The sequence below is a fragment of the Marisediminicola antarctica genome, from assembly GCF_009930795.1.
GTDB classification, from domain to species: Bacteria; Actinomycetota; Actinomycetes; order Actinomycetales; family Microbacteriaceae; genus Marisediminicola; species Marisediminicola antarctica.
The window spans coordinates 1,923,831-1,936,193 of sequence record NZ_CP017146.1; the positions used below are offsets into that span (position 1 = coordinate 1,923,831).

Sequence of the window (12,363 nt, forward strand, 5' to 3'; positions counted from 1 at the left end):
TAGATGGCGAGTTGCCCGAGCTTTGCGACGCGGCTGCCGAGGTGACGCGCGGTGCGCTGGTCAGCGTCATGGACCGCGTCGGGTCCGCGGTGATTCCCCGAACCGGCGCTACCAACTGCATGGACTGGCTCTACCATCAAGCGCTACTCGCCAACACAACTGAGCGACCGGCGTGTGCTGTCGACACTTCAGCGACATCTAGGGTGGTCGAAATTGCCCGATGGCGATAAAATTCAGGATCGCAACATGGAAGATTGGTTTTGGAAAAGACCGATTGACCAGCACTTCGTCCAAGTGAAGTCGAATCCACGGCTGAAAAGAGGCCAGTCCAAAACCTGCTGAAGACAACAGTGGGTCAGGGGTTCGAATCCCCTTGGATCCACAGAAAAATAGTAGGTCAGGCGGTCATTTCAGAATCCGAGAGGATGATGAAATGGCTGTTTTTCTGTGCTGATCGACAGTTTGGCGTAGAGAACCGCCCGCACTAAGCGTTCACCCACGCCGCCATGATGTAGCGCAGGTCACCCGCGTGCCGGTACTCCAATCGCACTTTCTTCCCATGAACGAACGCCTCCCGCAGCAGCGTCACCAGTTCGAACTCCATGGTTCTATCGGAAGCCTGCGATAGCGGTACAAGAAAGAAGTCCGGATCATCCCGCACCCAGACCAGGAACTGTTCTTGTTCCGCGGGGAAAGTTCCCCCGAGATTGGTTCCCCTGCGTGTCCGGGCCTGCACCCGCACAATCTCGCGATACTCGGGCGTAGTGCGCGCGATCGGGATTGTTTTCGCGACCGGCTGAGCGCGCCACTGCACGGTGCGGGTGGCCCCGGCGATGGGCGATTCGAAGATGCGCCCGGTTGTCGGCAGGTAGCTCCCGGCGCGGTAGTCATAGACCCCCCAGGGATCAATGAAGTGCCAGAACGAAGCGATGGATGCACCGCCATAGGCGAAGGCCGGGCGGGGAACAGCAACGCCGAAATGAAGGTGGAGTGGTTGCTGGGTGGGATCTGTGCGGCCCAGGAACTCGCCTCGCTGCACAGAGTCACCCACTGCATGAGGGCTCGAGCCAAGATCCATGTGCAGGTAGACGGTGCGAAAGGTCCGGCCCTGCCCCGTGGTGTGGGACAGAGTGAGGGCGTCCCCTGCCCTGGCCAAGACTGTACCCTCGGCTGCCGCGCACACGTCGAAGACAGAGACGGGGCTCGTATTGAAGTCGGTGGCCCCGTGGAAAGCGCTCGCGACGTTGCTGTTTCTGAACCATCCCCCGCCGCTTGGCCCCAGTTTGATGTCCTGGTCGTAGAACGGAATCGAGAGATCCATTCTGTCGCCGCTGAGGGGATCGTCGAGGAACCTCTGCAGGTTGGTTCCGGCGATTGGCAGGCCCTGCGGCCGGCTCGGGTTCCCTCCGGCCGGGGTGAACGCGAAGGGCTGAAGTGACGAGACGACCGTGGATCTCGTCGAAGCCGTTAGGTAGTCCTCCGGTGGGACGAGCGTTCCGCCGGCGGGGACCAAGGCAGACGGATCATCGCCGACAGCGTGTGCCAACAGGTTGAGGTTGATGTGAATCACTCCTCCGGGAAATCCCGCCAAGCCCCGCCAGAAGAGGGCCGGTGAGCCATCCGGTGGGAGGTGAACAAAGTAACGGGACATCCGTGTCTCCTTCGCCTTGCAGGCCTGCTTCGACGCAACACTCGCATATCGGCCATCCGTTGGCGATGGGTAACAGGATCACGCCTGAGTCTCGGTTGTTGCCCCTTCCTTTCGGGCCGCCTGAGGAGAACAATCTGTGGCATGGGCGTCTGTGATGTGCTGGATGGCTGGGACGACGCGGGGCCGAACTCCGGCCGAGTCGACGACGTGCGAGGCTTCGTTGACGAACTGCTCGAGTCGTGGGGTTTTGACGCGCCGAACTGGAGCGATCAGATGCCGGCGGGATACGAGGACGCGGCGGGCGTCTACACCCGCAACGACGACACAATTCACCTGAATCCCGACATATTCGAAGGTGACGCTAGCGACGCCCTGAACGTTGCGATCCATGAAGGTCTTCACGCGAGCATGGACCAGATGGGTTGGAACGACCCCGACCTGTTGGAGGAGCTCATGGCGGCAGGCGCCGGTTATCAGGCGCTGGAGGACCTGGTGCAGGGGTGTCAGAACCCCACGGAATCAGGTGCGCCAAGCGACATGCCGAGTTACCCGTGGGTCTCGAGCGAAGGGTAGGGAAACCGGATGCGTCCCTTGACTGCGGCTGAAGAGACCGAGTTTGTCGTCGCTGAGAAACGCCGTCGAGCGTGGCAGCACTTTCAACATCGCGGCGTTGCCCTCGATGCGCAACAGAACTTCCTAGATGCGTTGGTAGCTGCGCTCCCTGTTCCGAAGACGCCTCGGCAGGTCCGGTTCAAGATTGCCCTGCGTGAGCGTCAGGCGCGTGTCGAGCGAGTAAGGCATGGGGTCCCCCCGACCATCAGACTGTTGGCTCGTGCGCATACATCGGCCCTGAACGGTCTTGGAATCACTACGGAATGAGGCGGGTGTCAATGCCGCAGATCGTAACTGGCCCGAATCGGGCTGCGCTCGTCGCGGATGGGATCTACTCGACTGCCGCGGCGGAGATGATCGAGCGTGCTCGCCAGCGGTGTCTGGCGAGCATCTTCATCGCCGACCTTCTCGAGCAGACCCAGCGTGGCCTTGGGGATATTGTCGATGCGCTCGCGAATGCGTCCTGGCGTGGCGTTGACACACGCGTGATCCTCGGTGGTTCTCGGGAGAATTTTCAGATCGCCGCGACAGCCGTGGACGCGGAAGCAATCCTGCGTTCCGAGGGCGTAGCGGTTCGCTGGTTGCTCGCCACCCCCCAAAGGGGCAGCCATGCGAAGTTCCTCGTCTGCGATGAACTCTCACTGCTGGGGTCGCACAACTGGAGCCCAGGGTCGTTCTCAGGGGCACAGGTCCAAGACAGCGTGCTGATCGACTCCGCCGGGATGGCCGGCATCCTCCAGGAGAAGTTCGAAGAGCAATGGCGGCGGGCCGACCGAGGCAACCGTGTATAGGTGGGCGTGGGCCGATCTCGCCACGGACCAGCTGCTGGATGACCTGTCGGCGGGCTGCGGATCTGCACCGATTGCCGACAAGAGCGGCTGTCGAATCATCCTCGCCCGAATGTTCGAGGTTGCGGGCGGTGTTCCGATCTCTGACTACGAGTGGGTCGAAGCGGATCTCGCGGACCGACTGCTCCGCGACGTTGCGACAACGTACCTCGCACGAGTGCTTCCGAGGAACGTATCGCTTTCGGGCGTGGCGTTCGTTGACAGTGCCCTGCCATTTCACTCGGAGGCAGTCGCCGCCCGGGTGGTACCGGTGAATTGGTGCTCGGCGGCCGAACTCGCGGTCCTGCCGATCATCGGTCCCGCCACCGCCAATCGGATCGTAGCTGAGCGGAACGCGAGCGGCTCGTTTCACGATCTCGAGGACCTCTCTCGACGGGTGGGCGGATTTGGGGAGGACTCGGCTCGTCGACTCCGCGGCGTGCTCTCGTTTCACCTGTCGCAATCCGCAGCAAATGAGAACACCGCACAACTGGGCGGCGTCGACGCGTTCGTCGTGGCAGCTCGCGTTGGCGGATTCCTTGCCGGAGGCGACCCTGTCAAAGGCACGCTCGGCGCGCTGTTGGCGGTCGTCGCGAACCACCCTTCACCCGCCCATCGCAATCGTCGCGCGATGCCCGTGTCACGCGGACTCATCGACACGATGGGATGGTTCAACTGCGACTGGACGGCCGCACTCATCGACGAGGATTACCTCTCTGCGCTACCCGACCTGCTGGCGGGAACGACTACGTCGATCGACATGTGCATGTTCCACGTTGCGGTCGGCGTCCACACCCGGCCGATGATCGACGCACTCCTCGCGGCGAGCCAACGCGGCGTTGCCGTCCGCGTCCTCCTCGACCAGGACAGACCAGATGACCCCTATAACTCTACGGTCATCAACACCGCCGCGCGTCGACTGCTAGAGGCCGGGGGAGTGCCAGCCCGATACGACCCGTCTGACCGACTGCTGCACTCAAAGTATCTCGTCCTGGACTCCCACACAGTGGTGATCGGGTCTCACAACTGGTCTGCTGGCTCGTTCGCTTCGTCCGATGACGTGAGCGCAGCCATCCGGAGTGCCTCGCTGGCGAGCAGCCTTACTCAGAGGTTCGAGACGCTCTGGAATGCGGCGCAGCGCTGACTAATCATCGTGCCCGAGTGTCTAGAGACCGAAACTAGCCGAGCCGAGGTTCGAACAGCCGGCGCCTGACCATCACCAATCGCGAATCTCGTCTGACGTGTCGGAGCTGCTAGCTGTCAACCTCCGCCGGAGCTAGAGCCCGAGGGCGGCGATCGCTGCCGCCGCGGCCTCGGCGATCAACCTGTCGTCGTAGTCCGCGTCGACTTGCGCGCGGCTGGACAGCACAGCGATCACGATCGGCGCGGAGTCGGTTGGGTACACGAGAGCGATGTCGTTGCGGGTGCCGTATCCGCCAGCTCCCGACTTGTCGCCCACGATCCAGTCTGCAGGAAGGTTGGCCCGCACGAGGTTGTCTCCTGTTGTTGTGCCGGTCAGCCATCCCGTTACGAGGGCTTTTTGATCGGCGTCGAGGGTGTCGCCGAGCGCGTATTCACGAAGGGTCGAGGCAAGCGCCCGCGGGGTGCTGGTGTCGCGGTCGTCGCCGGGGAGCGCTGACGGCGCTCAGCGAAATTCCCCAGTCTTGCTCATCGAAGCTCCCCAGGTCGCGGGGTTAGGTTAACGGAACTTTGTGACCGTTGTCACGCGGCGGAGTTCGTTGGATTGGGCGGCGTGGTTGCGGAGCCGGTAGGAGCCGCCGTCGAGGGTGACGACGACGGATCGGTCGAGTAGCCGGTCGAGAATCGCGGCGGCGACGGTGGTGTCGCCGAGGATCTCGCCCCAGGCGCCGACGGGCCGGTTCGTGCTGATCACGATCGACGTTTTCAGGTAGCGCTGGTTGATGACTTGGAATAGCGCTGAGGCGGCCTCGGCGGGCAGAGGCAGGTAGCCGAGCTCGTCGATCTATGCGGACATCCGCATAGATCGACCTATGCCGAGCCCGCGATTATGTCGAGGTCGCTGAGGGGTGGTGCTTGGGCGGCCTGATATCGCGCGGCTCTGGGACTGGGACCGCGTGCTGGGGCTCGGCATAGTTGCGTGTTGCGAGGAGTCTCGATGCGGGAGCAGGGTGCTTCCGCGAAGGAGGCGATGGTGATGGCGGGAACGAGAAGGAAGGCTGGTCAGCTGCGGCCGCACGTCGAGGGCTATCAGGCGTGGTTGGCGTGCCAGGGCTACACGACGGGCACGATCAGGAACATGCTTAAGGACCTCGGCCAGGTCGGTTCGTGGCTCTCTGCAGAGGGGCTCACTGCTGAGCATCTGAACGAGGAGCGGATAGGGATGTTCCTGTCGGCCCGGCGAGCTGCTGGGCGGCGGAGGATCCCAGGTCCTCGTGCGATGGTGCCGCTGTTGAGTTACCTGCGCGAGGCGGGCATCGTGGCGCAGCCGACCCCGGTGATGTCGCCGTTGGGAGCACTGCTCAGCTCCTACCGGTCGTGGTTGATCCGGGAGCGAGGCCTGGCACCAGGAACGGTGCTGCGCTACGAGAAGGCTGCGCGGCGTTTCCTGGAGGAGTCCTCGACCGGGGGCGTCTTCGACACGTCGGTGTTGACGGGGGCGGACGTGAATGCGTTCTTGCTGCGGGAATGCGCTCGGGTGTCGGCGGGGTCGGCGAAGGGCCGGGTTGCGGAGCTGCGTTCGATCCTGCGTTTCCTCTACCTGGAGCAGATCACGCCGTTGCAGCTGGGGGCTGCGGTTCCCCCGGTGGGTGGATGGCGTTTGGCGACGCTGCCGCCACCGGCGATGGCGTCAGCGGACGTCCAGTTGCTGCTTGATGGCTGCGACCGCAGCACGGTGGTCGGTGTCCGAGACTTCGCGATGATGATGCTGGTCGCACGGCTCGGGTTACGGTCGATCGAGGTCGCGCGTCTGCAACTGGGCGACGTGGACTGGCGGGCTGGTGAGATCCTGGTCCGTGGGAAGGGCCGCCGGCACGACCGGTTGCCGTTGCCCGCCGAGGTCGGCGAAGCCTTGGTGGCCTATTTGTTGTCCGGTCGGAACCCTGCCGATGCCGTCCATGTGTTCTTGACCTGCCGTGCCCCGTGCCGTCCGGTTCGCGCCGACCTGGTCGGTGATGTTGTCGAGCGGGCCTGCAAGCGTGCTGGCCTGCCGAGGGTTGGGCCACACCGGCTCCGGCACGCGCTGGCCGGTGAGATGCTCCGCAAGGGGGCCGGTCTGATTGCGATCAGCCAGGTCCTGCGCCACCAGGATCTCGCCACAACTGCCCTCTACGCCAAGGTCGACCTGCGCACTCTGCGTGAGGTCGCGCAGCCGTGGCCGGGAGTCCGGCGGTGAGCACGCTGGAGCAGGACCTCGCGGACTACCTTCAGTTGCGCCTGTCGCTGGGGCATGAACTGGCCGAAGCCCGATGGTTGCTGCCGGGATTCGTCTCCTACCTCAACGCCCACAGATCCTCGACGGTGACGATCGAGGCGGCGCTGGCCTGGGCGCAGCAATCGGCGACGGGGCGAGGGGCGTCGGTCGGGCCGCGGCGGATGACCGCCGCCCGGGGCTTCGCCCGCTACCTGGCTGGCATCCACCCGAACACCGAGATTCCACCGCTGGGACTGATGCCGCACCGGCAGCGCTGGCGCCCACCGTTCATCTACTCCCCAGCTGACATCGACGCCGTGATCAGCCAGGCCCGCTGCTCCATCGTCTCGCCGCTGCGGGCGGCGACCTACGACACTCTGATCGGTTTGCTGGCTGTCAGCGGGCTCCGGATCGGGGAGGCGATCAAACTCGACCGCAGCGATATCGACTGGGCCGAGGGCGTGCTGCTGATCCGAGAGTCGAAGTTCGGGAAATCCCGCCTGATTCCCCTGCACGGCAGTGTCATGGAGGCGCTGGCTACGCACGCCGCGCTTCGCGACGAGCTGCAACCGCGGCCGAAGGAGCCGAGCTTCTTCGTGTCCCTGACCCGTAATCGGCTGAGCTACGCCGTCGTCAGCCAGACGTTCCGGCGGCTGGTCGTCGACGCGGGCGTCGGGATCGGGTCATCGTCGCCGCCCAGGCTGCACGACCTGCGTCACACGTTCGCGGTCCGCACCCTGTTGGGCTGGTATCGCGACGGTCAGGACATCCAAGCCAAGCTCCCCGCGCTCTCCACCTATCTCGGCCATCGCGAACCCGCATCCACCTATTGGTATCTGTCGGCCACCCCGGAACTGCTCGCCCTGGCCGCGGCACGTCAGGACACCGCGTGGTCGGCGGCCCGCTCATGACCCTGATCGCGCCGACGCTGCAGATGTTCTTCACCGACAGGCTCGCCCAGCAGCGCCAGGCCAGCCCGCGCACGATCGCCGCCTACCGCGACACGATGCGATTGTTGCTCGGATTCGTGCACCGCACGACCGGCAGACCGCCCTCGCAACTGGACTGGGACGACCTGGACGCGGCGATGATCAGCAAGTTCCTCAACCACCTCGAGGACGAGCGGAATAACAGCGTCCGGACCCGCAATGTTCGCCTGACCGCGATCCGGTCGCTGTTCTCCTACGCCGCCTTGCGTCACCCCGAACACGCACTCCTGATCCAGCGAGTCCTGGCCATCCCGCCGAAACGGTTCGACAAACGCGTCGTGACCTACCTGACCCCGCCCGAGATCGACGCTCTCATCGCCGCACCCGACCAGACCCGATGGGAAGGACGACGAGACAGAGCGCTGATGCTCTTGGCCATCCAGACCGGCCTGCGCGTCTCCGAACTGACCAGCCTGAACTGCGCCGATGTAACCCTCGGCGTCGGCGCGAACGTCCGCTGCGAAGGCAAAGGTCGCAAGCAACGCGCCGTCCCACTCACCCGACCCGTCGAGGCGCTCCTGCGACCGTGGCTCGCCGAGCGGGCCGGAGCGCCGGACCAACCGTTGTTCCCGACCCGGACCGGGCGGCGACTCAGCCGCGATGCCGTCGCACTCAGGATCAGCACGCACGCCGCGACCGCCGCACTGCGATGCCCCACGCTACGGGGCAAGCAGATCCACCCGCACGTGCTCCGACACACCTGCGCGATGACCCTGCTGCAGGCCGGCGTCGATACCTCCGTGATTGCGCTCTGGCTCGGCCACGCCGGAGTCCGATCCACCGACGCCTACCTCCACGCCGACATCAGCATCAAGGAGAAAGCCCTCGCTCTTACCACGCCCGCATCTGCGCGACCCGGCCGCTACCGTCCCACAGACAAGGTGCTCGCCTTCCTCGAGAGCCTGTAACTATGCCGAGCCCCAGCACGCGGTCCCAGTCCCGGAGCCGCGCGATATCAGGCCGCCCAAGCACCACCCCTCAGCGACCTCGACATAATCGCGAGCTCGGCATAGGTCGATCACGAGCAGCGTCGGGCCGGCGAAGGATCGCATCATCGTGCCCCATTTTCCCTCGGTCGCGGCGCGGTGGCAGCGTGCGGCGAGGTCGGCGGCGGAGGTGAAGTAGGTGCGGTAGCCAGCCGTCACGGCGGCATGGCCGAGGCCGGTCGCGGTATGGGTCTTCCCGACTCCAGGCGGCCCTATTAGGAGCACGTTGGTCGCGGTCTCGAGGTAGCGGCAGGTGCCGAGCTTGGCGAGCAGGTTGCGGTCGATGCCGGAGGCGGCGTCGAGGTCGAAGTCGTCGAGGGTGGCGCCGGTGGGGAGGTTCGCGAAGCGGAACCGCCCCGAGAGGCGGCGGGCGTCGGTCGCGGTGACCTCGATGGAGAGCAGGCGCTCGAGGGCGTGGGTGAGACTCCAGCCCTCGGCTTGGGCGTGGTCGAGGACGCGGGGCAGGGCATCGGAGGCGTCGGCGAGCTTGAGCTCGGCGAGGTGGCCGCGCAGCTGCTGATATACGCTCGCGGGCGTCGCCGTGGTCACGGGGTAAGCGGCCAGGCTGATCACGGTGGTGGGTTCGGCGGTGCCAGTCAGCGCCATCGCGGCGCGGCGGGCCGCGGTGCCCTGTGGAATGCGTTCCTCCTTCCGGTGCGGCCGGCCGGGAGGCGCGGCGGCCAGGGCGATCGTCTCCAGGGCGGTGACGTGTCCGCTGTCGCGAATCGTGATCGCGACATGGAAGGTTGGTTTTGGAAAAAGCCGATTGACCAGTACTTTGTCCAAGAAAGTTCGAACTGCCGGTTCGAGATAGGCGAACCTCAAACCCGATGAAAACAACAGGGGGTCAGGGGTTCGAATCCCCTTGGATCCACCCGCAAACCCCCGGAAGCTTCTAGCTTCCGGGGGTTTTTTCTCGTATCCGATCGGCCCTTTCACGCAACCGTCGACCGGTCTCGATGTCCTGCAACTCCTTCGTCCTGGTCTTCTTGCTCTTGGAGACGCTGCGCGGAGGCAGCTGGATTGTCTCTTCCGCAGCGATCCCCGCTTGGAGCTGCCGGCTGCGTTCGAGTTCGGCGTTGAATTCGGCGCCGAAGAGGAGGGCGAGGTTTGCGATCCAGAGCCACAGCAGGAATACGACGACACCCGCAAGCGATCCGAAGGTGCGGTCGTAGTTCGAGAAGTTCGAAACATAGACGCCGAACAGCAGCGAAGCGATTGTAAGCATCAGCAGGGCGATGAAGGCGCCCATGCTCATCCAGCGGAGTTTCGGTTGTTTGGCGTTCGGCGTCGCGTAGTACAGGATCGCGACCATCACCACGACGATCGCCAGCAGCACCGGCCACTTGAGGATCGACCAGACGAATCGGGTCGTCCCCCCGATCCCCAGCGCGCTTCCGACGACCTCCGCGACGGGGCCGGAGACAGCGAGGATGACTGCGATCACGAGCATGAGCGCGATCCCGATGAGGGTCACGAGAAGTTGCAGAGGCTTGAGCTTCCAGACGGGGCGGCCCTCCTCGATCTCGTAGACCCGGTTCATCGCGCGGCTGAATGCGCTGACATAGCCGGACGCGGCCCAGATTGCGACCAAGATTCCCGACACGAGAGCGAATCCGGCCGCAGGGGAGGAGGCGAAGTCCTCGAGCGGGCCCCGGATGACCTCGACGACCGACTCGGGAGCGATTTCGGCGAACACGTCGAGAAGCGATGCCATCGCCCCGCCCTGGCCGATAACGCCGAGCAGCGACACAAGCGCGATGAGGGCAGGGAACAGGGCGAGCACCGCGAAATAGGTGAGCGCCGCAGCGATGTCGATGCACCCGTCACTCGTGAACTCGCGCAGCGTCTTCCCGACGACATACTTCCACGATGGCTTCGCGATGTCGTCAGGAGAATCGGGCTTGCGAGGATCGTCCGGTGCCGGCCTGTCGGTCGGCGTCTCTCGCGTAATATCGCTGGCCACGTCGCACCTCTGTTCTGGTTCGGGTGTCTACTCTCCGCTGGGCCCCAGGTCAGCCCGGTGGTCCTTCGTGCAGGCCAGCTCAGGTTAGCGCGGTGCCGATCAGCCACACCACAGCGACGATTACGCCCCACAGCACAAGACTGGCCCCGACGGCGATTATCAGCCCGTGCAGTCGATGCGCGGCGCGGATGTCGGGACGCCCCTCTCCGATGGAATCTGGATCGCCAGCAGCACGGATGGGATCCCGTGTCGCGGAATTCGATTCCCTGTCCATCGCATCGCCCGTTGTGTCTCAATGTCGAGAAGGCGCCTCCTGGCGAAAGAGTACCCCCTGGGACTCTCAAAACGGCTGGATTGCGATCAGGTGGGGCTACTTGATGCGAAGTAGTACGCCACGTCGTCGAGCGACGTGAAGGGAGCCGCCTCGAGCGGGTGGTGCATTCGTGTCGCGTAGTAGTGATTGCCCTGACGAGCAACGAAGCCCAGAAGAGCGTCGATACTCTGGCGTGGGTATCGCCGGTCGGATACACGCCATTCTGTCGCTGATAGTGGGTGGAATTCGATGTCCGCAACCTGCGGACGAAGACTCGTCGTGACTGACATGTGGCTTCTCCTTGTCCTGCAATTCGGACGAGCATAAGCTCACGGGGACGGTCATCGGCAAGGCCTTGTACCGTCCGATCGGATCAGTTACACGCGGGGCGCCCGAAGCAGAGACGGTCCTAATCGGCCGTGCCCTCCTCCTCCCCGCCGAAGTCGTCCGCGTCGATCGGCTGACCCTTCGACCGTAGGAGCCACTCCATCTTGTCCTCGATAGTCTGCAGGAACACGTCGTCGTCGAACTCCGAGTGACGGGGAATTTCTGTAGCGATGAGAAGCTGGCTGGCGGGCCCGACGAGCAGCTGTGCCCGGCCCGAGATTCCCCCCGCCGCGAAGATGGGGATGTCAATGATGTCAGAGGCCTCGCGCTGCGCGAGGGCCTGGGCGTATCTGAGCACCGCATCGGCGGTGCGATCACCGGTAACGACAGATCCGCCTGCATAAAAGATTCGCTTCATGTGAGAAAGCCCTTCGATTCGTCGCTTGGGAGTCAGCTTCCGGCTACTGCGCCACCCGGTCGGATTTCCGAGCTCAGCTGGAGTCCCTGCCCGCTATTCGAGGATGCCAGGAGAGTCTCGACCCATTCACGGTTGAGCGCCGGCATCTTCCCGCCGCTGTACTTGAAATAGAGGGGGATGGATTCGCTGAGCCAGATTGTGCTGCGGCCGTCCCCGACGTTGGGGTCGTCCCGCCACGAGAAGTAGAAGCTCTCACCGCGCCGCAGCTTAGCTCCGATGACGACTTGGAGGTGTGCAAGAACCCGGTCGTCGAAGCCGATCTCCACACCCGACATGCCGTACAAGAGTTTGCCCATCTGATGCCCTTCGCCGTTGCACAAGAGAACTTGCCGTCTCGAGAGGAACACCTCGCCGTGTCGTTGTCCTCCGTCAATAAGGACATCGTACGCTGGAGGAGTATTCGACACCGCCGCCAGGGCGAGACAAAGGACACCGCATGACCGAGCAGGATCTCGTCGCACACTGGGCCTCAGCGCGGCGCCACATCATCTCTGCCCAGCTCGGGCCGATCTTCCTGCTCACGTCGACGATCGCGCTCCTGCAGTTCGGACTCGCCGATGCCCCGCTCGCCGTGCGGCTCGCCGCCGCGGGCATCCTGCTCGCCACCGGTATTCTCGGTGCGGCCGCGCAGATCGCGTCGGCCAACGAGGGCGGGGCCGTCGTCGCCGACCTCAAACGGATCGGGGCGACCAGCGCGCTGGGCACTGCGGTGATCGCCGCGGGGCCGTGGGTCAATATTGTGCGGATCGTGACACCGGCGCTGTTCGTGCTGATCTTCATCGCGTTGGTCGTCGCACTGTTCGTACCGGGTGCGTGAGCT

12 protein-coding genes, 1 tRNA gene and 2 pseudogenes are annotated in these 12,363 nt (G+C 64.5%); 8 read left to right on the plus strand and 7 right to left on the minus strand.

What is annotated here, in order from left to right; translation table 11 throughout:
* Positions 1 to 302: 302 nt before the first annotated feature.
* Positions 303 to 382 (plus strand) — tRNA-Ser (locus tag BHD05_RS09095).
* Between the two features lie 102 nt (positions 383 to 484).
* Here the strand turns inward: BHD05_RS09095 and BHD05_RS09100 are convergent.
* Entirely contained in the window at positions 485 to 1,321 is an 837-nt protein-coding gene (locus BHD05_RS09100) for a M23 family metallopeptidase (protein WP_161886149.1), read from the minus strand.
* Positions 1,322 to 1,792: 471 nt separating this feature from the next.
* On the opposite strand from BHD05_RS09100, the gene BHD05_RS09105 reads away from it, so the two are divergent.
* The 3 genes from BHD05_RS09105 (at position 1,793) to BHD05_RS09115 (ending at position 4,234) form a co-directional block, all read left to right on the plus strand.
* Complete coding sequence (locus BHD05_RS09105; protein WP_161886150.1) at positions 1,793 to 2,224, plus strand: hypothetical protein; 432 nt, start codon at positions 1,793 to 1,795, stop codon at positions 2,222 to 2,224.
* Positions 2,225 to 2,541: 317 nt separating this feature from the next.
* On the plus strand, positions 2,542 to 3,054 hold the full coding sequence (locus BHD05_RS09110) for a phospholipase D-like domain-containing protein (RefSeq protein WP_161886151.1): 513 nt from the start codon (positions 2,542 to 2,544) through the stop codon (positions 3,052 to 3,054).
* 109 nt (positions 3,055 to 3,163) lie between these two features.
* Positions 3,164 to 4,234, plus strand: a complete 1,071-nt coding sequence (locus BHD05_RS09115; protein ID WP_161886152.1) for a phospholipase D-like domain-containing protein — start codon at positions 3,164 to 3,166, stop codon at positions 4,232 to 4,234.
* 132 nt (positions 4,235 to 4,366) lie between these two features.
* On the opposite strand, the pseudogene BHD05_RS09120 reads toward BHD05_RS09115, so the two are convergent.
* Positions 4,367 to 4,660, minus strand: a pseudogene (locus BHD05_RS09120) (serine hydrolase); the annotation flags it as partial.
* A gap of 129 nt (positions 4,661 to 4,789) precedes the next feature.
* Positions 4,790 to 5,074 (minus strand): annotated as a pseudogene (locus tag BHD05_RS09125) (ATP-binding protein); the annotation flags it as partial.
* A gap of 153 nt (positions 5,075 to 5,227) precedes the next feature.
* On the opposite strand from BHD05_RS09125, the gene BHD05_RS09130 reads away from it, so the two are divergent.
* Genes BHD05_RS09130 through BHD05_RS09140 form a run of 3 tightly spaced genes read left to right on the plus strand, consistent with a single transcriptional unit; the run spans position 5,228 to position 8,381 of the window.
* Positions 5,228 to 6,466, plus strand: a complete 1,239-nt coding sequence (locus BHD05_RS09130; RefSeq protein ID WP_202614181.1) for a site-specific integrase — start codon at positions 5,228 to 5,230, stop codon at positions 6,464 to 6,466.
* Positions 6,463 to 7,395 carry a tyrosine-type recombinase/integrase gene (locus BHD05_RS09135; RefSeq protein ID WP_161886153.1) on the plus strand — a complete coding sequence of 311 codons (933 nt, stop codon included), beginning with the start codon at positions 6,463 to 6,465 and terminating at the stop codon, positions 7,393 to 7,395. The genes BHD05_RS09130 and BHD05_RS09135 overlap by 4 nt, the downstream gene beginning before the upstream one ends.
* The gene (locus BHD05_RS09140; RefSeq protein WP_161886154.1) at positions 7,392 to 8,381 is read left to right on the plus strand and encodes a tyrosine-type recombinase/integrase; all 990 of its coding nucleotides are present in this window, start codon (positions 7,392 to 7,394) and stop codon (positions 8,379 to 8,381) included. The genes BHD05_RS09135 and BHD05_RS09140 overlap by 4 nt, the downstream gene beginning before the upstream one ends.
* Here the strand turns inward: BHD05_RS09140 and BHD05_RS09145 are convergent, their stop codons facing one another.
* The 4 genes from BHD05_RS09145 to BHD05_RS09160 form a co-directional block, all read right to left on the minus strand.
* Positions 8,382 to 9,245 carry an ATP-binding protein gene (locus tag BHD05_RS09145; RefSeq protein WP_236966488.1) on the minus strand — a complete coding sequence of 288 codons (864 nt, stop codon included), beginning with the start codon at positions 9,243 to 9,245 and terminating at the stop codon, positions 8,382 to 8,384.
* Between the two features lie 109 nt (positions 9,246 to 9,354).
* On the minus strand, positions 9,355 to 10,425 hold the full coding sequence (locus BHD05_RS09150; RefSeq protein WP_236966489.1) for a YihY/virulence factor BrkB family protein: 1,071 nt from the start codon (positions 10,423 to 10,425) through the stop codon (positions 9,355 to 9,357).
* A 722-nt stretch (positions 10,426 to 11,147) separates the two neighbouring features.
* Positions 11,148 to 11,483 (minus strand): hypothetical protein, encoded by a 336-nt coding sequence (locus BHD05_RS09155; protein ID WP_161886155.1) that lies wholly within the window; start codon positions 11,481 to 11,483, stop codon positions 11,148 to 11,150.
* A 32-nt stretch (positions 11,484 to 11,515) separates the two neighbouring features.
* Positions 11,516 to 11,839: a DUF7882 family protein gene (locus BHD05_RS09160; RefSeq protein WP_161886156.1), complete on the minus strand. Its 324-nt coding sequence runs from the start codon at positions 11,837 to 11,839 to the stop codon at positions 11,516 to 11,518.
* 140 nt (positions 11,840 to 11,979) lie between these two features.
* Here BHD05_RS09160 and BHD05_RS09165 point away from each other — a divergent pair, with 140 nt between their 5' ends.
* On the plus strand, positions 11,980 to 12,360 hold the full coding sequence (locus tag BHD05_RS09165; protein WP_161886157.1) for a hypothetical protein: 381 nt from the start codon (positions 11,980 to 11,982) through the stop codon (positions 12,358 to 12,360).
* Positions 12,361 to 12,363 lie beyond the last annotated feature (3 nt).